This window comes from Psychrosphaera sp. 1_MG-2023, assembly GCF_030548245.1.
Taxonomy (GTDB): domain Bacteria; phylum Pseudomonadota; class Gammaproteobacteria; order Enterobacterales; family Alteromonadaceae; genus Psychrosphaera; species Psychrosphaera algicola.
This window is the reverse complement of sequence record NZ_JAUORW010000001.1, coordinates 69,767-92,584: the sequence shown is the minus strand read 5'-3', so window position 1 is coordinate 92,584 and position 22,818 is coordinate 69,767. Positions and strand designations below refer to the sequence as shown.

17 protein-coding genes are annotated in these 22,818 nt (G+C 38.2%); 7 read left to right on the top strand and 10 right to left on the bottom strand.

The features are described 5' to 3' along the window. Nucleotides 1-87: 87 nt before the first annotated feature. On the bottom strand, nucleotides 88-504 hold the full coding sequence (locus Q4575_RS00330) for an Lrp/AsnC family transcriptional regulator (RefSeq protein WP_303520977.1): 417 nt from the start codon (nucleotides 502-504) through the stop codon (nucleotides 88-90). Nucleotides 505-646: 142 nt separating this feature from the next. On the opposite strand from Q4575_RS00330, the gene yjeH reads away from it, so the two are divergent. Together yjeH and Q4575_RS00320 are read left to right on the top strand one after the other, a co-directional pair. Continuing rightward, nucleotides 647-1,894, top strand: coding sequence for an L-methionine/branched-chain amino acid transporter (gene yjeH, locus Q4575_RS00325; protein ID WP_303520976.1), 1,248 nt, complete (start codon nucleotides 647-649; stop codon nucleotides 1,892-1,894). A gap of 121 nt (nucleotides 1,895-2,015) precedes the next feature. Continuing rightward, nucleotides 2,016-4,307 carry a bifunctional diguanylate cyclase/phosphodiesterase gene (locus Q4575_RS00320; RefSeq protein WP_303520975.1) on the top strand — a complete coding sequence of 764 codons (2,292 nt, stop codon included), beginning with the start codon at nucleotides 2,016-2,018 and terminating at the stop codon, nucleotides 4,305-4,307. A gap of 93 nt (nucleotides 4,308-4,400) precedes the next feature. Here the strand turns inward: Q4575_RS00320 and Q4575_RS00315 are convergent, their stop codons facing one another. Both Q4575_RS00315 and yeiP read right to left on the bottom strand, forming a co-directional pair. Next, on the bottom strand, nucleotides 4,401-5,375 hold the full coding sequence (locus Q4575_RS00315; RefSeq protein WP_303520974.1) for an aldo/keto reductase family oxidoreductase: 975 nt from the start codon (nucleotides 5,373-5,375) through the stop codon (nucleotides 4,401-4,403). 251 nt (nucleotides 5,376-5,626) lie between these two features. Next, complete coding sequence (gene yeiP / locus Q4575_RS00310; protein WP_215962765.1) at nucleotides 5,627-6,199, bottom strand: elongation factor P-like protein YeiP; 573 nt, start codon at nucleotides 6,197-6,199, stop codon at nucleotides 5,627-5,629. Nucleotides 6,200-6,356: 157 nt separating this feature from the next. Here yeiP and Q4575_RS00305 point away from each other — a divergent pair, with 157 nt between their 5' ends. Together Q4575_RS00305 and Q4575_RS00300 are read left to right on the top strand one after the other, a co-directional pair. Further along, complete coding sequence (locus Q4575_RS00305; RefSeq protein ID WP_303520971.1) at nucleotides 6,357-7,466, top strand: ABC transporter substrate-binding protein; 1,110 nt, start codon at nucleotides 6,357-6,359, stop codon at nucleotides 7,464-7,466. After that, nucleotides 7,453-10,194, top strand: a complete 2,742-nt coding sequence (locus Q4575_RS00300; protein ID WP_303520969.1) for an ATP-binding protein — start codon at nucleotides 7,453-7,455, stop codon at nucleotides 10,192-10,194. The genes Q4575_RS00305 and Q4575_RS00300 overlap by 14 nt, the downstream gene beginning before the upstream one ends. A 62-nt stretch (nucleotides 10,195-10,256) precedes the next feature. Here the strand turns inward: Q4575_RS00300 and Q4575_RS00295 are convergent, their stop codons facing one another. The 4 genes from Q4575_RS00295 to ppc all read right to left on the bottom strand — a co-directional run bounded on the left by Q4575_RS00295 (nucleotide 10,257) and on the right by ppc (nucleotide 13,935). Continuing rightward, the gene (locus tag Q4575_RS00295; protein ID WP_303520967.1) at nucleotides 10,257-10,547 is read right to left on the bottom strand and encodes a DUF1244 domain-containing protein; all 291 of its coding nucleotides are present in this window, start codon (nucleotides 10,545-10,547) and stop codon (nucleotides 10,257-10,259) included. 186 nt (nucleotides 10,548-10,733) lie between these two features. Then, nucleotides 10,734-10,895: a DUF2986 domain-containing protein gene (locus Q4575_RS00290; RefSeq protein WP_215962761.1), complete on the bottom strand. Its 162-nt coding sequence runs from the start codon at nucleotides 10,893-10,895 to the stop codon at nucleotides 10,734-10,736. Nucleotides 10,896-10,922: 27 nt separating this feature from the next. Then, entirely contained in the window at nucleotides 10,923-11,168 is a 246-nt protein-coding gene (locus Q4575_RS00285) for a VF530 family protein (protein ID WP_303520964.1), read from the bottom strand. A gap of 208 nt (nucleotides 11,169-11,376) precedes the next feature. After that, nucleotides 11,377-13,935, bottom strand: coding sequence for a phosphoenolpyruvate carboxylase (gene ppc, locus Q4575_RS00280; protein ID WP_303520962.1), 2,559 nt, complete (start codon nucleotides 13,933-13,935; stop codon nucleotides 11,377-11,379). A 144-nt stretch (nucleotides 13,936-14,079) separates the two neighbouring features. Between ppc and Q4575_RS00275 the strand changes: the two genes are divergently transcribed. Together Q4575_RS00275 and Q4575_RS00270 are read left to right on the top strand one after the other, a co-directional pair. Beyond that, nucleotides 14,080-15,000 (top strand): LysR family transcriptional regulator, encoded by a 921-nt coding sequence (locus Q4575_RS00275; protein ID WP_215962758.1) that lies wholly within the window; start codon nucleotides 14,080-14,082, stop codon nucleotides 14,998-15,000. Between the two features lie 198 nt (nucleotides 15,001-15,198). Beyond that, the gene (locus Q4575_RS00270) at nucleotides 15,199-15,927 is read left to right on the top strand and encodes a mannan-binding lectin (RefSeq protein WP_215962757.1); all 729 of its coding nucleotides are present in this window, start codon (nucleotides 15,199-15,201) and stop codon (nucleotides 15,925-15,927) included. Between the two features lie 61 nt (nucleotides 15,928-15,988). Here Q4575_RS00270 and treF read toward each other — a convergent pair whose 3' ends face one another. The 3 genes from treF to Q4575_RS00255 form a co-directional block, all read right to left on the bottom strand. After that, nucleotides 15,989-17,521 carry an alpha,alpha-trehalase TreF gene (gene treF, locus Q4575_RS00265; RefSeq protein ID WP_303520955.1) on the bottom strand — a complete coding sequence of 511 codons (1,533 nt, stop codon included), beginning with the start codon at nucleotides 17,519-17,521 and terminating at the stop codon, nucleotides 15,989-15,991. A gap of 15 nt (nucleotides 17,522-17,536) precedes the next feature. After that, nucleotides 17,537-18,775, bottom strand: coding sequence for a sugar MFS transporter (locus tag Q4575_RS00260; protein WP_303520952.1), 1,239 nt, complete (start codon nucleotides 18,773-18,775; stop codon nucleotides 17,537-17,539). A 143-nt stretch (nucleotides 18,776-18,918) separates the two neighbouring features. Then, nucleotides 18,919-19,941 carry a LacI family DNA-binding transcriptional regulator gene (locus tag Q4575_RS00255; protein WP_303520950.1) on the bottom strand — a complete coding sequence of 341 codons (1,023 nt, stop codon included), beginning with the start codon at nucleotides 19,939-19,941 and terminating at the stop codon, nucleotides 18,919-18,921. Nucleotides 19,942-20,368: 427 nt separating this feature from the next. Here Q4575_RS00255 and Q4575_RS00250 point away from each other — a divergent pair, with 427 nt between their 5' ends. Then, nucleotides 20,369-22,624, top strand: coding sequence for a TonB-dependent receptor (locus Q4575_RS00250; RefSeq protein WP_303520948.1), 2,256 nt, complete (start codon nucleotides 20,369-20,371; stop codon nucleotides 22,622-22,624). Nucleotides 22,625-22,818 lie beyond the last annotated feature (194 nt).

Genomic DNA, 22,818 nt, shown 5'->3' with positions numbered 1-22,818 from the left:
GAGTCACAACAATTGTATGTCAATAAAATCTTAGTGTTAGACAAAATTTGGTCAAATTAAACATTCGCCCTTTAAAAACAATAACGATTAGATCCATTCACTCATAACAACGTGGGTTTTTATTTTTACTATGTCATTTGTTGCATCTAACGACTCTCTTATTTCATGGATTCGTTGCATTGAATTTGCCCTCACAAAAACCAATAAATCCATATCACCTGTTATGCCATGACATGTCACAACTTCCGGAATTTTTTTAATTTCTGGGATGACTTCTGAACACCTTGCACATTGATGTTGGATTTCAAAATAAACACTAACGCCGTCTTTTTGAGATTCGGTCAATAGCACTTGATAACCTTTGATTATATTACGATGTTCAAGTTTTTTGATCCGCTCAGTGACCGATGAACGCGACAAACTGACTTGTTCAGCAATAGACGAAATACTCGCCCGGGCGTTTAACCGGAGCATTTCAATTATGTGTTGATCAAACTTATCCATATTTACCTTCAAATTGATGGGAAAATTGCATTATGCCTGCAAATTGACGGTCAAATTAGTTTTTTGTTGTTAATTTACGTCGATATGTAAAAGTAAACTCCCTTATACTTTACTCAAATTCAATAATGATGTTGGAACAACGATGAGTCACGCAGGAACATTAGGTGTATGGCAGGGAGCTGGATTACTCGCTACGACACTATTAGGAACAAGTGTTTTTATACTACCGGAAATGACAATTGAAATCGCAGGGGTCAATGCGATTTGGTCATGGACATTTTTAACTTTGTTTATTCTCCCCATAGCACTTGTTTTTGCAAAGTTGTCGGGGCAATTCCCACATGCCGGAGGACCTGCTAATTTTTGCGAACTTGCTTTTGGAAAAGTTGTTGGTCGTTCTATTGGACTCATTTTTTTATTGGTTGTACCGCTAGGCGCCCCTGCTGCGCTGATTATGACATTCCAATTTGTTGATACACTATTGGAATTGAGTGACATTTCAGGATTGATGGTTCAGTACCTCTTTTTATTAATCATATACTTACTAAATATACGCGGCGTAAGTTTATCCGCGACTATTCAATTGGGCCTAACATTAACAATATCCGCTTTGGTAGGGATCTTGTGCTTAGCGTATTTCCTGTCTGCTGATACAGTAAACAACATAACGCCCGCTCTTATAACGGATACTAAACCAATAAGTACCATGTTTAGCGCAGCAGCATTGGCGTTTTGGAGCTTTTTAGGAATAGAAGCCATGGCTCACATGTCGTCGGAATTTAAAGACCCCAAAAAAGATTTAGTCCCAGCGATTGTACTTGGAACCCTATTAGTTGGTGTGATTTACATCGCCTGTACCTTTTTAGTTGCCCATGTAAGTTCACAATCAACCTTAGCGATGGTGGATATATTTGATACGTTGCTAGGTGGCTATGGAAATATCGTGATCTGCTTTTTAGGGATTGCAGGCGGTCTTGCCACCGTTAATGTATATACGGCTAGTTGCAGTAAATTAATGTGGAGCTTCAGTCATAACGGAGTATTGCCACCGCTTTATCAACAAAAGAATTCATCTGGTACAGCTCATATTGCCCTGCGCCATATCGTGCTTTTAATGGCCTTGGTGTTAACGGTATCCCATTTATTTAAACTAGATTTAGCGGTGTTAGTCGGACTCTGCAATGGTGTTTTTGTCGTGATTTATTTAACTTCAATGTTTGCTGCGTTTAAATTATTACCTAAAAAGTACTTCTGGCTCGCGTCTATCAGTATTATCGTCTGTTTCACACTGGCTTTTAGTTTGTCTTGGCAAATGGCTTACGCTTTGATTTTATTGATTATCGTTGCACCGTTAGCAAAAAGGAAACATTCAATAATTTCAACTACATAATAACGTTATACAATCACCAAATATGGTTTATACTTTTCAATTGTCGACGTAAGCTGAAACATTTTTCAGTTTACTTCGGTCTAGTTAATCGTATGTATATACATAAACAAGGTGGGTTAGTTTGGAATTAAATAGTGCAATCCTAAAACGTAATGCAGGTTTAATTTATGGTGTCATCATATTATTAGGAACTATTCTTTCCGGTATTGTTTATAACTCCACTCAAAATATCAAACAAAATGCCCTACTGCTTGTCGACCATGAAATTAAAGTGTTTGAGCGTTTACAAAATCTAAATTCGTTATTTATAGAGCAGGAGCTTTATCTAAACGAATATTATGCAAATCAAAATCGTGAAGTATACCAAACTAACTTTAACGCAACTGCGGATAAGGTGTCCTCAGATTTAGTCGAATTAGCCAAAGTTGGTGTCGGATTAGAATATATAAATCAACTGAGTTTAATCCAATTAGAAACTATAAAACTTGCTTCCGAATTTGACGATAACATGCAACTTGGTGATGCATCCGACAGCAAAATGTGGGACTTAGCGCGCACCCATTTAGAAATATTGGCCATGTACCGTATTCAAATCAAACCTGTCATAGCCAAAATAACCGAAAGCACCAATGAACGTATCGTCAAACAATATAACAATACTAAGCAAAGTTTAGATACAACCAACCAAATCGTACTGGCATACAGCGTTATGATCATCCTTATCGCTTATTTTGTAGGCCGTGCAATTAGAACGTCAATTATGGTTTCGGTTAGAAACAGAAGACTTGCATTGTTTCCAGAAAGAAACCCAAATGCAATTCTGTCCATTGATGTAACAAATGAAGTTAAATATACCAACCCGGCGATGTTACGATTATTAACTAATTTAAAGATTGATATAGACGAGTTTAAAGAAGTTATCGCAATACCACTCAAAGAAACTAAAAGTAAGGTGTGCACAAACCACGACCAACAAGATAAATTTGAAGTAGAAATTGGTGACAGTACACTTGAATGCAATTTACATTGGTTAAGTGATTTAGAAAATTGGGATTTGCATATTTTAGACATCACCCTGAAAAAACGGGCTGAAGCACAAATGCATTACCAAGCTTTTCACGACATGGAAACTGGGCTATTTAACAAAAACCAATTTTTAGCTGACTTAGAAAAGGTGTGTGAAATTGACAAAAACAGTGTCGTCGGTTTAGTTGAAGTCAGACACTACAGCCACTTGATCACCCGCTTAGGTCTTCAACAGACCAGCGAAATCATAGTACAACTTGCTTTGCTGCTGAACAAAGAATTAAAGACACTACTGCAAGACGTCCCTCATACGTTATACCGTACCTCAGATAAACAATTTTCCGTTGTTGTTCAGTCAGATATTTGTAATAGGGAAATTGCCAATTTAGTTAATAAATTAGAAAAAATTATAGAAACGTTTTCCTTTGAAAATACGGTCAATCTAGAATTGGACTTTGGTTTTACGTGTTTTCCAGAACACGCGTCGGAAGCACAAACCATCGTAAAATCTGCGACTATCGCCTTAGATTCAGCTATAAAAATTGATCATTCATCATTGGTTATTTTTTCAGAGCAATTAGGTGATTCGATATCTAAAGAAATAGAGTTAACCAATGACCTTAGAGTAGCGATTGAAAAACAACAATTGGAGTTGTATTTCCAACCGCAACTGGACATCCAAAAAAACCAAATAATTGGCGTAGAAACCCTAATTCGTTGGCAGTTAAGGGATAAATTTATTCCACCAATTGATTTTATTCCACTGGCTGAAAAGACCGGTTTAATTGTGCCACTTGGAGATTGGATTTTATTAAATGCCTGTAACAAAGCGGCAGCGTTAATCGAACAGGGATATAAAGATATTGTTGTCGCGATAAATATTTCGCCTCAACAATTTAATCACCCTAGCTTCTACGACACTGTTGTCGGTGTGTTAGAAAAAACGCAAGTTCCTGCCGAAAATATAGAACTTGAAATCACCGAGGGCGTCATTATGTACAATGAAACAGATACCATCGCGATGTTACAAAAGCTAAAAGATAGCGGTGTGAAATTGTCTATTGATGATTTTGGTACGGGTTATTCCTCATTAAGTTATTTAAAGCAATTTCCAATAGATAAACTCAAGATTGACCAGAGCTTTATTCGACAAATCGAATTAAACAAAGACGACAAGGCAATTGTCAGTACTGTCATTGAATTAGGGAATAACCTCGGCTTAACGTTAATTGCTGAGGGGGTCGAAGAATTGAGTCATATGGAAATATTGTCTGATTTAGGTTGCCAGGAAATCCAAGGGTATTATTTCAGTCGACCTTTACCGAGTGCTAAATTAGATTTATTTCTTACCGAATTTGGCGCGAAAAACCAACATTCAAACACTTAACACGTTGCTGTTTTGTAGGGGGTGGTTTTTATTCCATCAAAAAGCTGGCTGTTCCTTTTAACAGCCAACTTTTGTTGCCGTTCGCACTACCAATTAAGGTACAAAACGGCCACGAGCTGCTACAAACAATTGATACCAATGTTCGCGGGTTAACTCTACCTCAATTACCCGCTGACACGCTCTGATCCTATCAGGATCTACAGTTCCAATTACCGGTTGAATACCTTGTGGCAAACGAGTAAGAAACGCCAGTACAATTGCTTCAGGGCTTGTTTGATATTCAGCAGCTAGTGACGACACTAACGAAGCGGTCGTAATAATATGCGGAGCTTGCCCGTCTAAAATGCGTCCGCTAAATAAACCTTGGCTTAAACTTCCCCAAGATTGAACTTGAACGTCGTTCAATTGGCAATATTCTAATGTGCCAGCCATCGCATTGTATGTAGCTTCTCCGCCTACATTGGCAATAATGCCCTGATCAATACAATCTAAATGCCCTAAACTGATCTCTAATTGATTGCAAACCAATGGATTTGGTAGTGCTTGCTGCAACAATTGCATTTGCGCACTTGTCATATTAGAAACACCAAACTTGTTAACTTTGCCTTGTTTAACGAGTTGGTCAAATGCAGAAGCCACTTCGTCTGGTTCCATTAATGGGTCTGGGCGGTGCAATAGTAAAATATCTATTTGTTCAATATTTAAGCGCTTCAGACTGGTTTCAACCGAATGTAGTATCCATTCTTTTGAGAAGTCATATCGACCAGGACCTTTATCATCTTCAAATCGGATCCCACATTTAGTTTGGATCGTCATATCTTTTCTAAGATGTGGTCTTTGTTTGAGTACATCGCCAAAGACTTGCTCAGCTTTCCCTCGTGTATAGATGTCAGCGTGATCAAACATTGAGATACCAACCTCTAACGCAGTGTCGATTGCTCTATTTGCGACCGCAACATCATTTAGACTGTAATTAGGTTCATTCCAGTCCCCACCTAAACCCATGCAACCAAAGACGAGTTGACTGCAATGCGGTACTTTTTGAGTTAGAGGTAATTGTTTAGACATGTAAACTTCCTAAGGCTAATCGACTCACTAGCCACGTTATTTAAAAATAGGGTTATAGTATTATGAGTTTGAAAAATAGAAACAGAAAAAACGAAAATACGTATGCATGGTTCTATTTCGTTGAGCTGCGTTACCTATGTAAACCGGAAAAACAATTTTATTATTGCCAAAATCACAGCTCTTAAAATAGAAAAGGTAAAACCTTGGTTTTACCTTTTCAACGATATTTACTCGACATTCTAAATGACTAATTAGTGCTCAGCGCGACCCAAAAATTTAATCTCTGCTGTATTAATTTTTACTTTATCACCAACGGATATATGCTCTGGAACTTGCACCGTCAGGCCAGTAGACATAGTAGCCGGTTTTGTCCTCGCGCTAGCAGAAGCCCCTTTTATAGAAGGATCGGTTTCAGTGATAACTAGTTCCACGTGAGCAGGAAGTTCAACCCCTACAGGTGAACCTTCGATTAACACGACAGAAAGACCTTGTGTATCTTCAGTGATAAACTGGATTTCATCTGCAATGCTTGCAGAATTTAGATTGTATGGCGTGTAATCTTCTGCATCCATAAAGACATACTCATCACCGTCAATGTATGAAAACGTCGCTGAACGTCGTGTCAGATCGGCAAACTTTAACATATCATCGGCTTTAAACGTTTCATCAACCTTACCACCGGTGACTACATCATACATACGCATTCTGTATAAGCTTCCGCCTGCACGCCCCTGCGGAACTGAACGAACAATATCTTTTACGATTAAAACTCGACCATCTATATCGAGTGCGGCATGTTTTTTTATTTCACTAGCTTTAGGCATTACGTTTCCTGTTTAAAAATAAGTTAGCAAGCTGATTGTTAACTCATATATTAATGACCAAAATTCAATCAATTACCTATTTATAAGTAATTTATTTTTTAGGCCAAAATTGATTTTTTAGTCTAAGCTCATTAAGAGTAAATTCAGGAAAGCGTAAATGCAACTTCGAATAGGTATGATCGTCGGTTTTATCCTCTTTTGTTTCGTTTTTTCAACCCAATTACATGCGGAACGTGTAAAAGTTAATGCTATCTATGTCCCTTTAGCTGATCACTATGCGGCAATTGTGGCGTTTGAAAAGTATGCGGAACAAATAAAATATGCTGATTTTTCTATCCAGCAAATGAAAAATTGGGACTTGTTAAAAACAAAATTTTTGGAAGGCAATACCGAAATAGCTTTTGCAATGGCGCCTTTGGCGTTAAACATGTTCACGGAAAGTCCAATTTTTAAATGGATAGGCTTGATGCATCGTGACGGCAATGGATTAGCAATCAACAACGTGCTTGCCAATCAACTGGAATTGCCCGATAACCACAACGAACGCAAACCCAGTCATGACCTTGCCCAAATTGTTAAATCCGAAATAAACGCAAATCAGCGAGTCCTAATTGGCGTGCCACATTTGCAGTCTTCGCATGCCGTAATCTTGTTTCATTATCTTAAAAACAACAATTTACTTTTGAGTTTCAAGCCTAATTTTAACGACCAAGTATTAGCGATTGCCGTTAACCCTGCACAGTCACTCAACTTTTTACGTGGCAACAACAATTTAAACAGGCCAGTAGCCATTGAGCAGTCTTTACCATGGATAGATGTTGCCGAATCACAAAATGTTGGCAAAGTCGCATGGTATTCAAAAGATGTTTTAAACACGCAAAACGGCCATGTGGAATGTATTGCCCTTGCAACAAATATCGCGCTCGAAACTAAATCAAAAGCCATAAAAGAGGTTTTTTCTATGATTAAGAAAGCGGGTAAATATATCGAAGAAGCAAGAAACGGTGATCCAGAAAAATTAAATGAAATCATTAAAATGGTACAAAAACATATCCCCGCTCATACAACGGAAGCAATTAGGTTAAGCCTAGATCCGACATTACGTGTGATTAATTACGAACATTTAGATATTGATAAACCGGGACTTAAGTTAATGATGAATTTAGGGTTGGAGAGTGGCACGATAACTTCACCAGTCAACATTAATAATTTTGCAGCTAAAGAATTTGATACTTTATCAGTAGCGGGTAACGATGAAGACAATTAAAAAGAAATTTACTTCGATAAACCGTTCTATTTTAAGTTGGCTTTTAATCATAAGTTTAATGCCCTTAATTGTTGCCGTCTCGATTAACTACAACTTAGCGAGTGGCCAAATAAAGCAAGAAGTTGTAAAACACCTTGTGAGTAAAGCGTCATCACAGGCTTCTTTTATTAACAATTGGTTTCAATATCGATTTATGGACGCTAAAGATATTTCATCAAGTCCTTCAACAATTTCTTTATTGTCTGAACTCATCGAGCAACATAAAAACCAAGCGTCAACCATACAAAATTTCACAAAAAGTTATCAGCACCAACTCGTTGTGTCGAAGTACAAAGGCTATTTCACAAAGCGATGGCTTGATTATGATTATATTGCAGATTTAATTTTGGTCGACGGTAAAGGCAATGTATTATTTTCGTTAGGTGATAATACAACGCTAGGTTCTAATCTTTTTACCGGTCAATATTCCGGTACTTTATTGAGTAACGTTATGCAAAAATCCTTTGCAAATGGCAGCGTTAACTTTTCAGATTTGTTTGAGAATCCAGCAAATAAGCACCATCTAACAGGCTTTATTACGTCCCCAGTTTTAGACAATAAGGGACATAAAATGGGCGTTATGGCCATGCAACTTAAAATGGACAGGATCCAACGGACGATTGAGTTATATAAAAATGTCGGCACAAATAATTTTATTGTCAATCAAGACCGAAAATTAAAAATGCACTCTGAGTTCGGTTCAAACATTGAATTTGAAAAAGTTATTCCGCAGCCATCAGACGACAACAAAGTCCAATATAATATACGCGACACAAAAATCGAATTATTTGATACCTTGGGATTATTTTCCAAACCGGTAATTTCCGTTCATAAAGACATTACCATTGGCGATGTCACTTGGGTTGTGGTGAACGAAACTGAAAAAGGTTATGCCTTTAGTAGTAACGATAAAATCATCACAATATCTATCGCTATGTTAATTTTAACCACCATACTTGTCGCAGCATTTTCAATCTATATTTCATCGCAGCTCACCTACCCTATCGAAATACTTAACTTAGTGGTTCAACGTTTCCGTGAAGGAAAAAATGTTAGTAAAAACCTCGTTTATAGCAATAACGAAATTGGTCAGCTATCTAAAGCATTTAATGACTTGATTGTTGAACGTCAACATCAAGAAAGCATCATGAACGAAACATTAGATGTGCAACAAGCAATTTTAGATAACTTGGGCGAAGCCCTTATCATGATTGATGATAAAGGTTTAATCCAAAAATTCAGTCGCTCCGCTGAAAAACTATTTAAATATACAGAGTCAGAAATGATCGGCGCAAACATTAGTAAGCTAATGCCTAAAAACGTCGCAATACACCACGACCATTATTTAAAAACACAGGACGACAATATCAATCGAAATATCATTAATACAACAAGGTTGGTAAAAGGCGTTGATAAAACTGATAAAGAATTTGATATGGAGTTGGTTGTTACAAAAATTGTTGTCGGTAACCGAAAGCTCTTTATTGGTTTGGTTCGAGACGTCTCTGCTCGGCAAGAAACACAGCGGAAATTAGTAAAAGCGCTAGAGGAAGCTGATGTGGCTAATCAAGCCAAAAGCGAATTTTTGGCCAATATGAGTCATGAAATAAGAACGCCAATGAACGGGATTTATGGTTCATTGCAGTTGATTGAAGAACAAGTAGATGACTTGATGGTTAATGATTTAATTGAAAACGCTTTGTTTTCGTGTCGATCTTTACTCACCATTATTAATGACATTCTGGATTTTTCAAAAATAGAGGCTGGTATGTTAAGCCTCGAAGAAGTTCCTTTTGAAGTTAACAAAATCGTTAAAATGGTACTTAATGACATTAAACCTATCGCCGTTGAAAAAGGTCTCGAGGTCATTTTCAAAAAAGACACAGACTTTGAAGATGGTTGGATTGGGGATCCTATCCGAGTTAAACAAATATTGTTAAACCTGGCATCTAATGCAATTAAATTCACCGAGAAAGGCCACGTACAAATCAGCGTTTCATCTGACTTAGACCCATGGGGAAATCCTCGACTTAAAATAAACATATTTGATACCGGCATTGGTATGTCTAAAGCCGGACTAGCTCAATTATTCAAACGATTTGAACAAGCAGACCGTTCGACGACTAGAAAATATGGCGGTACCGGTCTAGGAATGGCTATCACTAAAAATTTATTACAAATAATGAATGGTGTAATTGAAATTAAGAGTGAATCTGATGTTGGTACTCAAGTGTATTTAACATTACCCCTAAGTAAAACCAATGTTGAAATTAAACACGAAGACAAGATTGAAACTGAGTTGGTTACCCCAAACCTTGCTGGTAAAACGATACTATTAGCTGAAGACAATATGATTAACCAGGTCGTATTCAAGTCAATGATGTCAGCAACAAATGCTAAAATTATCGCCGTAGAAAACGGTAAACTGGCTGTAAAAGCGTTTATCGAACATAAGCCCGACCTTGTATTTATGGATATTCAAATGCCTGAAATGGACGGTATTGATGCGTGTTTAGAGATAAGAAAAATTGATAACAATTATACGCCGATCATCGCGTTAACAGCGAATGTCATGAAAGAAGACATCGACAAATATGAAAAAGTTGGCTTTGACGGACACATAGGGAAACCCATTGAGCTCGCAATCCTGTATCGCTTAACTCAACAGAATATTGATTCACAAGGCTAAACTCGAATCAATCTGCGTGATCAAGACGCCCTATATAAGCGCCTTGAATAAGCTCATAGCATTTATTTTTTGCTATTTAACGCATTAAATTTCGCCATTTGCTCTTCTGTTGCAGGTAATTGATGTTTTTCTATCCATTCAGAATAAGGCATACCATATACACTTTCACGAGCCGTATCCATGTCAATATCGACGCCTAATTTTTCGGCTTCAGATACCGTCCACTTAGAAAAACAATTGCGACAAAACCCAGCCAAGTTCATAAGTTCGATATTTTGAACATCTTTACGGCTATCTAAATGGGCTAATAAACGGCGAAAAACCGCGGCCTGGATTTCTATTTCTTTATCCATGATCATTACTCTCTTTAACTATCAAACAATTGGGTTGGTTTTTAATACTTATCTATTTGCGAAATGGCCTTCAGTCTAAAAATGACAGAATAACTAGCCCCACCTGCAGGTGAAGATGGCGGGTATTTCTGCGTTATTCTCTAATAACAAAACATCACATTTAAAATAGATGTTTGAAATGTCGATTTACTTCTCGCAATCTGTCGTTTGTGCTGACATCTCATCAGTCGACACTTCAACTCTATCGGCTTTCGATATGTACTTAGGCTTAGGGTTTTTATGCAACTTTGCGTTGCGCTTTTTAGCTTTTGCCTTGAGTGTATCATTGATCTTTTTACGACGGTTCATAGCGTCAGTTCTCTCATCTATCGATTATCAGTCTTTACCACTTAACCATGGATTTACAGCACTAAATGTCTCTAAATAAAGAGCTTCAACCTTTTCTCTTGCCCAAGGTGTTTTGCGTAAAAACTTTAAACTGGATTTAACCGACGGATCTGAAGTAAAACAATTAATTTTAATTAATGTACCTAACTTTGGCCAACCATAATAGTCGACCAACTTGGTCACTATTGTCTCTAATTTAAGCCCATGAAGTGGGTTGTTTGGCTGGTTATCCATATAATAATCGACTCTCTTTAATTAACTGAATATTAACGCTGTTAAGTTAGCTTCCTAAAACGCGCGGCAATATATCACAATTATCGTTTAAATTGGGTAAATACCAACGCTCAAAAATAACAGATGGCCAACAACTGAGGTTGTATGGCCATCTACGATGCGCTGATTGTTTATGACAACTAAACGCGAATTGGATACCAGTTAGACACTAACCGGTATTACGCATCCCAGTTGCAATACCAGCCATAGTGTACATCAACAATTGTTCATACGTCGGATGCTCTGGGCTTTGACGTAACCGCTTTAACGATTCGATCTGCATTAAATGAAGTGGCAATAAATACGGTTTACGCACTTCAAAACTCTGTAAGTTCCACGCATCTTTTTGTAAAGCTTGCTTTTGACCCAATAAAGCCAATACCGACGCTTCATCCGATTTTAGTTGTGAACGCAACTCTTCACCTAACACTTGTAACTCTGGCTCAACAAGACTTTGGTCATATAACGACGACACTGTACGGTCTGATTTCAAATAAACCATTTCGGTCAATGAAATACGAGCTTTAAAATATGGCCAATATTTTAGCATCTCACGCATCGTATCTGTATTCTCTGCTAATTGCTGTTCAATCGCTTTACCTAACCCCAACCAACTTGGAACAACTAGACGATTTTGACTCCATGCAAATATCCAAGGGATCGCTCGCAACGACTCAATACCACCGTCTTGGCGACGTTTCGCTGGGCGTGAACCTAGCGGTAAAGCAGATAATTCTTGCTCAGGTGTCGCCTGTCTAAAATATTTTACAAATTCAGGACGGTCTTGAATATAACTACGATATTGCTCACAACTACTCTGCGCCATAGTATCCATTAGGTCACGCCATTCCGTTTTGGGCTCCGGTGGTGGTGTCACTAAGCTTTCTAATATGGCAGATGCATAAAGGTGCAAACTTCTGACCGCCAAGTTAGGTAAACCAAATTTGTATCGAATGGTTTCCCCTTGCTCAGTCACGCGTAAACCGCCATCGAGTGTACCTGGAGGTTGTGACGCAATCGCCGCATGTGCTGGACCGCCCCCACGGCCAATTGTACCGCCTCGCCCGTGGAATAACTTAAGGATGGTGTCATGTTCTTTAAATACTTTAACAAGCGCTTCTTGTGCTTGATACTGCGCCCACGTTGCGGCTAACACGCCCGCATCTTTAGCCGAGTCACTGTAACCAATCATCACATAATGTTGGCCTTGAATGCCTTTAACATATTGTTCTACTTTCAACACGTCATTCATAACTTGCGCAGCATTGTTTAAGTCATCAAGCGTTTCAAATAAAGGCGATACTGGCATATCCCAAGTTACACCACAGGCCTTCATAAGTAGCTTAACCAGAAGGACATCACTCACTTCGCTGGCCATTGAAATAATGTAGATACCGAGTACTTCTTGCGGTTGGCTTGCCACCATTTTGTATGTATCGATAACTTCTTTAACATCGGCAGAAAACGTTATATTTGGTATTAACGGACGATTATTATTGAGTTCAGCAATTAGAAAAGCTTGCTTCTCTTTTTCACTCCACTGTTCATAATCCCCTAGACCTAATGCGCGTGTCACTTCGGCCATAGCAGCATTATGGCGCTCACTATGCTGGCGAACATCGAGTTTAACCATCGAGATACCAAAACAATGAATACGTCTGATCACATCTAATATTGAAGAATTGGCAATGCGGTGTAAACCATGGCTAATTAAACTCTCACGGCATAACATAAGTGGTTCAAGTAATTCTTCGCGGCTTTCAATCACGCCACGTGTCTTACCATTTTGCAGCAATACAATGCTCTGTTTTAACTTGTTAACAACCGCTTTTAGTTGAGTGCGGTATGGACCGATACGCTCGATGTCTAATGCCATTAATTGTTCAGATGCGACCGACATAGACAATTCTAAATAAAGGTGTTCAAAATCTTTGAGATACAATTCACAGGCTTTTAGGCGGGCATTAATAATCGCTTTTTTACTTAATTCGGCAGTTACAAATGGATTGCCATCTCGATCCCCAGCCATCCAACTTGCTAATGTAATTGGCGCCGCATCAATCGGTAACGAGGTTTTGGTAATTTGTTGAGACAAACCATCCAATTCACGCACAAATCTAGGAACGGCTTCCCATAAGCTATCAGCGATTACTTCTAAGCCCCAACGAGATTCATCTAACGGCGTAGGACGCTCCTGACGTATTTCATTGGTAAACCATGCTTGCTCAATTAACTCGGCAATACGTGTTTGGTCGTCTTGATTATTTTGTAATTCATCAGCGATTTGATGATATTTGTGGATAAATGTACGCCGGTTTATCTCCGTAGGATGGGCTGTAAGCACAAGCTCTACATGCAACTTGGAAAGAGCTTGGTGAAATTTATCCGGATTAACATTTACCAATTTTTCACCCAAAGCTTCTAACGGGTGCGGTAAATCGAGTTGATCTAACCCTTCGTCACTTACCGTATATTGTTGCTCTGCAACATTGGCCAAATTCAAGAACTGGCTAAAGGCCCGAGCATAAATGATCATATCCTCTTCAGAGCATTCTGCAAACAACGCTTGTAACTCTTTTATCACACTCGGATCGTCATTTAGGGCGTCACGTGATTTTAAGCGAATATGCTCAATTTTATCAATCCATTGCTCGCCATGTTCAACAGCAATACTGTTCCCTAGTAAGGTCCCTAATATACGAACGTTTTGTTGTACCGGTTCTAACATGAATGCTCCAATAATGTTGATTACGCTTATTAATTTATATCTTAAAAAACATATTTATTAAATTTAAAACTTGAGCTTGATGTTATTTCAGAATTTATATAATTTAAAATATATATAAACAATACTAACCATAGACTTTTGTATATGATTAATTTCACAAAATCACCAACTTTACGACAGATGCAGATATTTTCTGCGCTCGTAGAAACCAATAGTGTTTCTTTAGTCGCAGAAAAGTTGCATATATCGCAACCCTCAGTATCTATTCAACTCAAAAATCTATGTGAACAATTAAATACAGAACTGTATGTGGTGAATAATAGAAAAGTTCATATTACCGAAGCCGGTTATGCGGTTTATCAAGCGACCTTAGGCATCGCCAATACCTTTGAAGACTTACACATTAGATTAGATGCGTTTAACGGATTAAATGCAGGTAAGCTACGTATTGCTGTAGTATCCACCGCCCAGTATTTCATGCCTAAGCTGCTTAGCGCGTTTTGCCGAAAGTATCCCAATATTGACGTGCAATTGACCATAAACAACCGCCAAACCGTATTAAAACGTTATATGGAAAATTTGGATGATTTTTATGTATTAAGTCATTGGCCTGAAAACTTGGAAGCTGAAAAAATACCTTTTGTGGATAACGAACTTGTTGTCATGGCAAGTGATACCCATGAATTGACTCGTCAGCCCCACATCAGTTTAAATCGTCTGCAACATTACCCTTTTATTATGCGGGAGCAAGGCTCAGGCACACGCATGAGTATTGATATGTTTTGTCAGCAGCACAATTTAAAACTCAAAGAACGAATGACAATAGAAAGTAATGGAGCGATAAAGCTCTTTGTAGCCGAAGGGTTAGGTCTTGCTATCTTAAGTCGTTCAACGTTAGATCACAGTAATGTCCCTGGATTAACCACCTTAGATGTAGACCAATTTCCAATTACCAACCAATGGTTTTTAGTCCGTAAAACAGGGCGTAATTTATCCTTATTAGCCGAAACTTTTGAAGCCTTTGCCAAATTAAATGTTAATCGACTCTTATCTTCCTCGCAATAATCCACTTAATATATGTCGCCTGAAAAGGTTTATAGCAAAAATTTAACAATTTTTTATTGGCGACAAAATAAACAGCTGTTATTTTTATAAAAGGTTGGTCAATAAATAATATTTAGTCGTTATTGTTTTTAGATCAAAAAAAAAGACACTACTGGGGAAGTAAGGACAGTTATTTAAAATAAACTAAAGGGAAATATTATGAAAAAAATTGTGATTATAATAATGGCTATATTGTTGTCATGGTCGTCAAATACATGGGCAAAAGGTAAATTTGGGATTGATGCGTACTCATTAACTAAAGCGGTTTGTTATCAAGGTTCCACTTATAAAAGCACCTTTCAACGAGTCGGAAATAAACGCTGGCAAGAAATTAATGAGCGAGGCTCTCGGATCAACTGGCAAGAACAAAATCGAGATGAATGGTCAGTTTATCTCAACGACCCATCCAGAAAAATGAATTTGCAACTAGACTTACACACCACAAAAGTCAGTTGGGGCTATTACAACCAAGGCACAAATAACGAATTGTGCCGAATAAAATCAACAAACAATCAAGATCGCAGACCTGCACAAACACAATCGCAAGAACAGTTATGTGAATCCATGATCCAAGGGAAAGTTGCTTGGGCACGCGGTGGAAGCCGTTCTTGGAGTCCAACAAACGTTAAAAACTTGTGTAAAAACAGCCCTAATGCCGCTAATACCGTTCAGTGTTTTAAATCTGAAATTAACAAACATAATAATTGGCAACAAGGCATTCAAAATTGCTCAGGCAATAAACGTGCAATTGAAGCTGGTCCAATTTGGAATCAAAACGATGCTAATAATAAATGTAAACAATTAGCGAGTAGAAATGGTGGTACATGGACAGGAAAATGGTGGACAACAATCCAAGGTAAAATGTCCGTATGTGAAATTAAGTTTTAAGCTACATACTTACCACGACAGGAATGAGCTTAGTTATTGCCCACTAAGCTCATTTCGGTCATTAATCTTCGCCAGACATCGCCTGATATACTCCATTTGTCCATCCAAAACCTTCTTGAACATCGTATTCACCACCGACTGCTTTTTGGGTTTGTTGGCAAACATTATATTTTTCCATTAACTTGCCTGTTGATTTAAAGTAAACATCAATGGTCTTTGTCCATCTATGTTTAATAGTATTAGCAAGTTCATCATGTTGATAATTATGTAATCCGACTACAGCAAACCAATGCAAAGGCGCCCAACCATTTGGCGCATCCCATTGCTGAGTGTTCTCAACACAGGTTGTCACTAATCCACCAGGTTTTAGAAATTGTATTTTAATAGCATCAGATATCCACTTTGCTTGATGTTCATCAGCTAACTCTACAAATAGTGGTAAGATCCCTGCCATCGATAATACTGGGCTATTGGTTTTTTTATCGAGATCGTAGTCCATAAAATAGTTAGTTTTTGTTGACCAAAAATAACGATTTATCGCAATTTTTCTCTTTAATGCTAAATCTTTATACTTTGAACTTAAAAACTCATCAGACAAAATTTCAAAATAATGTCCTAATAAACTTTCAACTTTAAACAGAAGACAATTTAAATCAACTGGCAGAATTCGAGTGGTTCTAATTGTCGCCAATGATTGCGGATCGGCTAACCATCGAGAACTAAAGTCCCAACCGGATTCGCAGGCGGCCCGAATATTACGGAAAAACTCACTTTCATTATCAGGCTTAAAATCATTGAGCAGTTCAATATCTTCTCTATAAGATTCAGGTCTTGGTGTATCACTGTCGTCCCAGTAGCGATTTAAAAAACTACCATCAGGTAATTTCACCACACGTCGATGTTCTGACTTCTCGTCGGTTAAATCGTCACTGCCCTGCATCCAAAACTCATATTCTTTGGTAATAGCATCTATATATTTTTTAATAAATGAAATTGGTTCTGATTGAAATGGCAAAAGTAATTCAACTAATAATCCCAATATTGGTGGTTGTGACCGGGATAAATAGTAACTTCTGTTACCGTTCGGAATACAATCAAAGCGTCGCTGTAAGTCGACAAAATTATCTAACATACTCATCACGAGTTTGGTTTTATGGGATTTAATTAAGCCCAACGCAGAAAAGTAACTGTCCCAATAATAGATTTCTCGGAAGCGACCACCAGGCACAACATAAGGATTAGCCAGAGGCAATAATGAGGTATTAGTTAGTTTGTCTGCTGGTTTTTCCAACGCCAACCATAATTTTTCAATTTGCTGATTAATATCGGTAGACGGACTATCTATCGTTATTTCAAGGGTGTCCGGAATAATAAAGTTGGCTAAGACAAAATCTTGAAGCACAAAACCAGTATTGCTTTTTCTTTCCTGTTGATAATTAGTCAAAATCTTATGGATAGGCTGCTTTGGTACAGAATCGGTAAACGTTTTACTATCAGGAAATACCCCCTGAGTTTGTACATCCTTAAATAATTCACTTTCAAAAAACGCAAAACTTTCATGACAATTAAATGCGTTTAGGTTGGTCTGGTGCATACAATAACCCTTCTACTACAAACTTGATGTTGGTTTGGCCTGTGATGCCTTATTGAAAAAATATAAGCTGATGACAATGAGTGTCATTGGGATTAACGACAGATAAAATGCTTGTTGGCCTCCGAGCGCTTGAAATGAATAACCAGTAATAACCGAACCTGTGGTGCCTCCTAACGCTGAAAATACCACAATTAAGCCCGTCATCGACGCTTGTTTAGACTGCTTTACACTGCTTAACATTACCGAATTAATAACAGGATAAATTGGCGCCATCATCAAACCGATTAATGGCAGTAAGTAGGCAACAACTGGTGCATCAAATACGTTATTAACGCTCCCCATTTCAGTTGCTTGGGTAAGTGGTAATAGTACAACTATGATCAACCCCATGGATAAAATGCATATATTTAGAAATGGATACCAGTGTATAAAGCGAAGAACTTGACCGGCAAGTAAACGACCAATTGCCAGCGCGGCAGCAAAAATACTCGTGATTTGGACGCTCACATTATTTGGTAAACCAAGTACTTCGTTGTTAAACGTCGGAAGCCAAGTACCAATACCCTGTTCAATTAATACATATAAAAATATAGATAACACAAATACCAGAACAAGCGGTTGATAACTCATTTTGATCATATTGATAAATTCAACCAATACGCTCTCATTTTTAGATGTTAACTCTGTTTGACTTATCGTCGAAAAACCAACTAAAACTAAAGTTAATGCGATCATTCCTGCAAGAGGGTAATACACATTTAGCCAAGCAGTCGATACAACTGAGTTAGGGTCAACATAGACACTAAACAACCAATAACCAGAAAGGCTACCAAGCATAAAAATACCTTCAATTGTATTTAATAAAGATGAATGAGATTTTACCGAGGTAGACAATTGCCCAATAATGGAATAAACAGAAACTTTAACTAATGCGAATGAAACACCAATACAGGCAAACAACAGCTTAATGACCCAAAAGCTGCCAACTAACGGTGTGACAACACACGCTACAGTGACTAAAGCCAAGCCAATTAGTAGCGTTACCTTGTAGCCAATCCTTGGTATAATCGACGCGACAAAAAAAGACACAAACGCGATTGAAAGATCTTTAAAACCTTCTAATGTACTCGCCTCTGGTTTAGTTATTCCAAAACTCGAAATAGATTGTAGAATGACGGTACCGACACTGTTTAATAAAATAGCAAAAACAAAATAGCTTGCGGCAATTGCGCAAATAGTAATTAGTCGTGACATTGGACACTCTTAAGTAAAGATTTTCATTTAGTCTAGTATTGTTTATTCACAATTGCAAACGTTTGCATTTGGATTTATTTACAAGGTGTTGTTATGGTATTTATCCGATTATATAAATACCATAACAACATCTAGAATTTATTTTAGGCGTGTTTACTGGATTTTCGGGCGATAAGTTCGATATCAACAATAGCCGATTTAGCGGGCTTACCTTGAAACTGATAAAGGAGTTGCTCAACCATTACTTCTGCAGCTGACTTGGTGTCCTGTTTGACCGTAGTTAATGCTGGGTGCAGTAATTCGGCCATCGCGATATCATCAAAACCAATAATACTGACATCACCCGGAATACTGACATAACGTTCTTTTAACGCTTTCATAGCACCCAATGCCACCATATCGCTGGTCGCGACAATGCCGTCAAAATATAATCCTTTAGTTAAGATTTCCGTCGATATTTTTTCGTAAGCAGCTTTACTTGTGATGTCACATGATAAGGTCAAGTTATTGTCAATTACCCTACCCGCCCGTGCTAATGCTCGACAATGACCTTTATGCCGTTCACTCATTTCAGCATGTTCGGGATCCCCTAAGAATACGATGTTTTGGCAACCGCCGTCGATTAAGTGCTCTGTCGCAATAAAGCCACCGAGTTCATTATTGCTGCCGACAACAGCGTAATTAGCTGCTACTTTAGGATCGCCCCACACCACTAATGGGGAACCAGCAGCTGCAACATCTTCTATTTTACTGGTGCTTTTTCCCTGACCAATAACAATAATACCGTCTGCACGACTACTGTTGATAAAATAATTACTCCAATCGTCAGTTGCCATAAGAGAATTTGACAACAACAACTCGTAGCCTTTTTGATTAAGCGCTTGGTTAAGATCCCCTACGACTTTGAGCAAAAAAGGGTCATTAATACTCTGATCAGTATCATCTATTAAATTGAGAATAACCGCGACAACATTCGTTTTTTGGGTACGTAGACGACTTGCGGCGCGATTTAAACTAAAATTATTTTCTTTAGCCAACGCTTGCAACATTTCTCGAGTTTCTTTTTTTATCAAGGGGTTATCATTTAGCGCTCGGGAAACCGTTGACGTTGAAACACCAGCTAATTTGGCCAATCCAGCTAAGGTGAGTTTATTATCATTGCTCAAAGCAAATATCGCCTTTCATTATTTTTAGTCATCGTAATAACAGAATTATTGCATACATAGTCAGTAATACAATCAAAAACAAACCATGAGTTCTTTCCTGTTAAGCAATCTCTAATAACCATTTTTATTGCTAAAAACGTTTCAACAATTCGGTCCGTAAGCTAGTTACAACAAATTCCATAGGTTCATTTAGAATGCCACTTTTGCATTAGTAGCAATTCCCCAAACGAAGAATTATCACTAACTACTGTAGTTAAACGCAACTTAACGTCGTAAAACACTTACAATTGCAATCGATTGCAATTAGTTGCACAAAGTAATTGCAAACGATTGCAATTTTGTTTAGTTTAAATGCGGGGAAGGAACTACAATCAAAATAATCAGTAGTTGCATGGGTGTAAACCATCGCAACTTAGAGGGTATAAAAATGACTAAAAAATTCAAATTATCGTCAGTCGCCTTAGCTTTGGCCTTTACTTGTAGTACAAGTAACGCCTTTGCTGAACAAAAAAATAATAATGATGACAACGTTGAAAAAATTGTTGTTACCGGGACATTTAGCGGTAAAAGTGTTGCAAAAAAAGAAGTGAGTTTTGCAATCAGTTCGTTTTCAGAAGACGACATTAGAAAGTTAGCGCCAAAAAGTACAGCTGACTTGTTCAAAGCCGTACCAGGTGTTTGGGCGGAAAGCTCAGGTGGTGTTTCTGGCGCCAATGTCTTCGTTCGTGGCTTCCCCGGTGGTGGCGATGCACCTTTCTTAACTGTACAGTTGCAAGGTGCACCGATTTTTCCACCACCAACCCTTTCCTTTTTAGAAAATTCTACCTTATTTAGGCTAGACGAAACGGTCGTTTTTATGGACGCTCTTCGCGGTGGCCCTAATGCCGTTGTTTCTAATGGACAACCCGGTTTAACAACCAACTTCATCCTTAAAGAAGGTTCGGAAGATACCGAAGGTCTCTTTAAGTACTCTACATCAGATTACGGCTTACAACGTATCGACGGTATGATCAGTGGCGCAATAGCCGAAGATTTGTACTTTATGGCCGGCGGTTACATTAAAAGCTCACCAGGCATACGTGACGCAGGTTTTAATGCGGAACAAGGGTCGCAATTTACCCTTAACATCACCAAACAATTAGACAACGGTAAGATCAATTTATACAGCCGTATAACTGACGATCATGGCGTCTGGTATTTGCCATCGCCACTTAATGTCGATTCGGTCGATAATAAATACACACAAATTGGCAGTAAAAATCGCTTAGCCACAATCAAATATGGCCCTGATAATACCGAAGAAACTGTTGATTTTGGTCAAGGCCGCGGTTGGAATGGTTCGGTAACAGGTGGCAGCATAGACTTAACATTGGGAAATGATTGGGCGCTAGTCGACCGATTCATATACACCACAGGTGACGCCAATACTTATGGTTTAGTGCCAAATGAAGATGCTACTGCATTGTCTAATGTTGCCGATAATGGCAGTTCTGCAATTGGTGCCGTGTCAGGCAAAGTGTATGCAGGCGACACTATGGTTCAACAAATTGGGCGCTGGGTAGTCAAAAAGCAAATAGAGGCATTTACCAATGACTTCACGCTAACTAAAACGTTGGATAATGGCACCTTTACCGCAGGTTATTATCACTCGACATTTGCCGCAAACGACTGGTGGTCAATTGGTAATCAAGCCTACCATGTCATTGAGTCAGGTGGCGAGATGTTAACCGGTATTGACTGTAACGATAACTTAGATGGCTGTGGCTGGAACTATGATATTAATAGTGTGGGTGATGGAGCAACAAGTGCCTTATATATCGCAGCATCATTTGATGTGATTGACGGTCTCACCATTGATGGTGGACTCAGAAACGAAAATCATAAGATTGAATATACGGTTGATGAAGGGTTGGACGGTGCAATAAATAAGGCCGTATCTTATGACAAAACAGAGCTGGCCTATACTGTTGGTGCAAATTGGATGTTGGACAAAAACCAAGGTATTTTCGCTCGTTATAGTGACGGAAGTAAAATGCCGTTTTTTGATGATTTCAGAGACAACTTTGGTTCATACCAAGATGGTGAAGACTTAATCAAACAGGTAACTCAATTTGAGTTTGGTTATAAAATGGTACGAAATGATTACGAACTGTATGCCACAACCTTTTTTAATGAAGTGAAAGGCGATACGTTTGTTTCACAACCAGGTGCGCCAGCTGAAGTATTGACTAATGAAGCTTATGGTATTGAAATTGATTTCAATTATTTCACCGAAAGTGGTCTATCGCTAAGTCTGAACTCTACAGTTCAACAAACCGAAATTACTGAAAGCCCTGATAACAGAGGTAATGAGGCACAAAGACAACCAGGTTGGCAAATTCGTTTGACCCCAAGTTATGACATTGATTTTGACAACGGCAGTTGGGCCACTGTTTACGGTAATATTTCAGCCGTTGGTGACCGCTTTGCCAATAATGAAAATACCGTAACCTTGGCTGGTTATCAAAAAGTTGATTTAGGTATGATCTTAAACTTAACTGATGCGGTTCAAGTGCAAATGTCAGTCAGTAATTTGACCGATGAAAACGCACTAACAGAAGGTGATCCACGCGATTCGTTATCGTCAAATGGTCGCTATATAATGCCTAGGACAGTCGATTTAAGCGTTAGCTATTTATTCTAAGGGCAAAACTAAGGTTATGCTAAATTGTAAATAATTAACGGCTAATATTGGTCTTGTTAAATTTAAAAGCGAATTCATACTGATTGGATTCGCTTTTTTATTGCACTATCCTTAGAACTTAGAGCGCAGACAATCCTTTTTTGTTGTAAACCCCAAGGCAATCAAATTCAATTGCAAATTAAATTGCAATCATA

What these genes read in the sequence shown, in the direction of transcription:
- Q4575_RS00300 (WP_303520969.1), top strand. Translation starts at nt 7,453, where the DNA reads ATGAAGACAATTAAAAAGAAATTTACTTCGATAAACCGTTCTATTTTA.
- Q4575_RS00305 (WP_303520971.1), top strand. Translation starts at nt 6,357, where the DNA reads ATGCAACTTCGAATAGGTATGATCGTCGGTTTTATCCTCTTTTGTTTC.
- Q4575_RS00330 (WP_303520977.1), bottom strand. Translation starts at nt 504, where the DNA reads ATGGATAAGTTTGATCAACACATAATTGAAATGCTCCGGTTAAACGCC.
- treF (WP_303520955.1), bottom strand. Translation starts at nt 17,521, where the DNA reads ATGCACCAGACCAACCTAAACGCATTTAATTGTCATGAAAGTTTTGCG.
- yeiP (WP_215962765.1), bottom strand. Translation starts at nt 6,199, where the DNA reads ATGCCTAAAGCTAGTGAAATAAAAAAACATGCCGCACTCGATATAGAT.
- Q4575_RS00295 (WP_303520967.1), bottom strand. Translation starts at nt 10,547, where the DNA reads ATGGATAAAGAAATAGAAATCCAGGCCGCGGTTTTTCGCCGTTTATTA.
- Q4575_RS00260 (WP_303520952.1), bottom strand. Translation starts at nt 18,775, where the DNA reads ATGTCACGACTAATTACTATTTGCGCAATTGCCGCAAGCTATTTTGTT.
- Q4575_RS00285 (WP_303520964.1), bottom strand. Translation starts at nt 11,168, where the DNA reads ATGGATAACCAGCCAAACAACCCACTTCATGGGCTTAAATTAGAGACA.
- Q4575_RS00290 (WP_215962761.1), bottom strand. Translation starts at nt 10,895, where the DNA reads ATGAACCGTCGTAAAAAGATCAATGATACACTCAAGGCAAAAGCTAAA.
- Q4575_RS00315 (WP_303520974.1), bottom strand. Translation starts at nt 5,375, where the DNA reads ATGTCTAAACAATTACCTCTAACTCAAAAAGTACCGCATTGCAGTCAA.
- Q4575_RS00275 (WP_215962758.1), top strand. Translation starts at nt 14,080, where the DNA reads ATGATTAATTTCACAAAATCACCAACTTTACGACAGATGCAGATATTT.
- ppc (WP_303520962.1), bottom strand. Translation starts at nt 13,935, where the DNA reads ATGTTAGAACCGGTACAACAAAACGTTCGTATATTAGGGACCTTACTA.
- yjeH (WP_303520976.1), top strand. Translation starts at nt 647, where the DNA reads ATGAGTCACGCAGGAACATTAGGTGTATGGCAGGGAGCTGGATTACTC.
- Q4575_RS00250 (WP_303520948.1), top strand. Translation starts at nt 20,369, where the DNA reads ATGACTAAAAAATTCAAATTATCGTCAGTCGCCTTAGCTTTGGCCTTT.
- Q4575_RS00270 (WP_215962757.1), top strand. Translation starts at nt 15,199, where the DNA reads ATGAAAAAAATTGTGATTATAATAATGGCTATATTGTTGTCATGGTCG.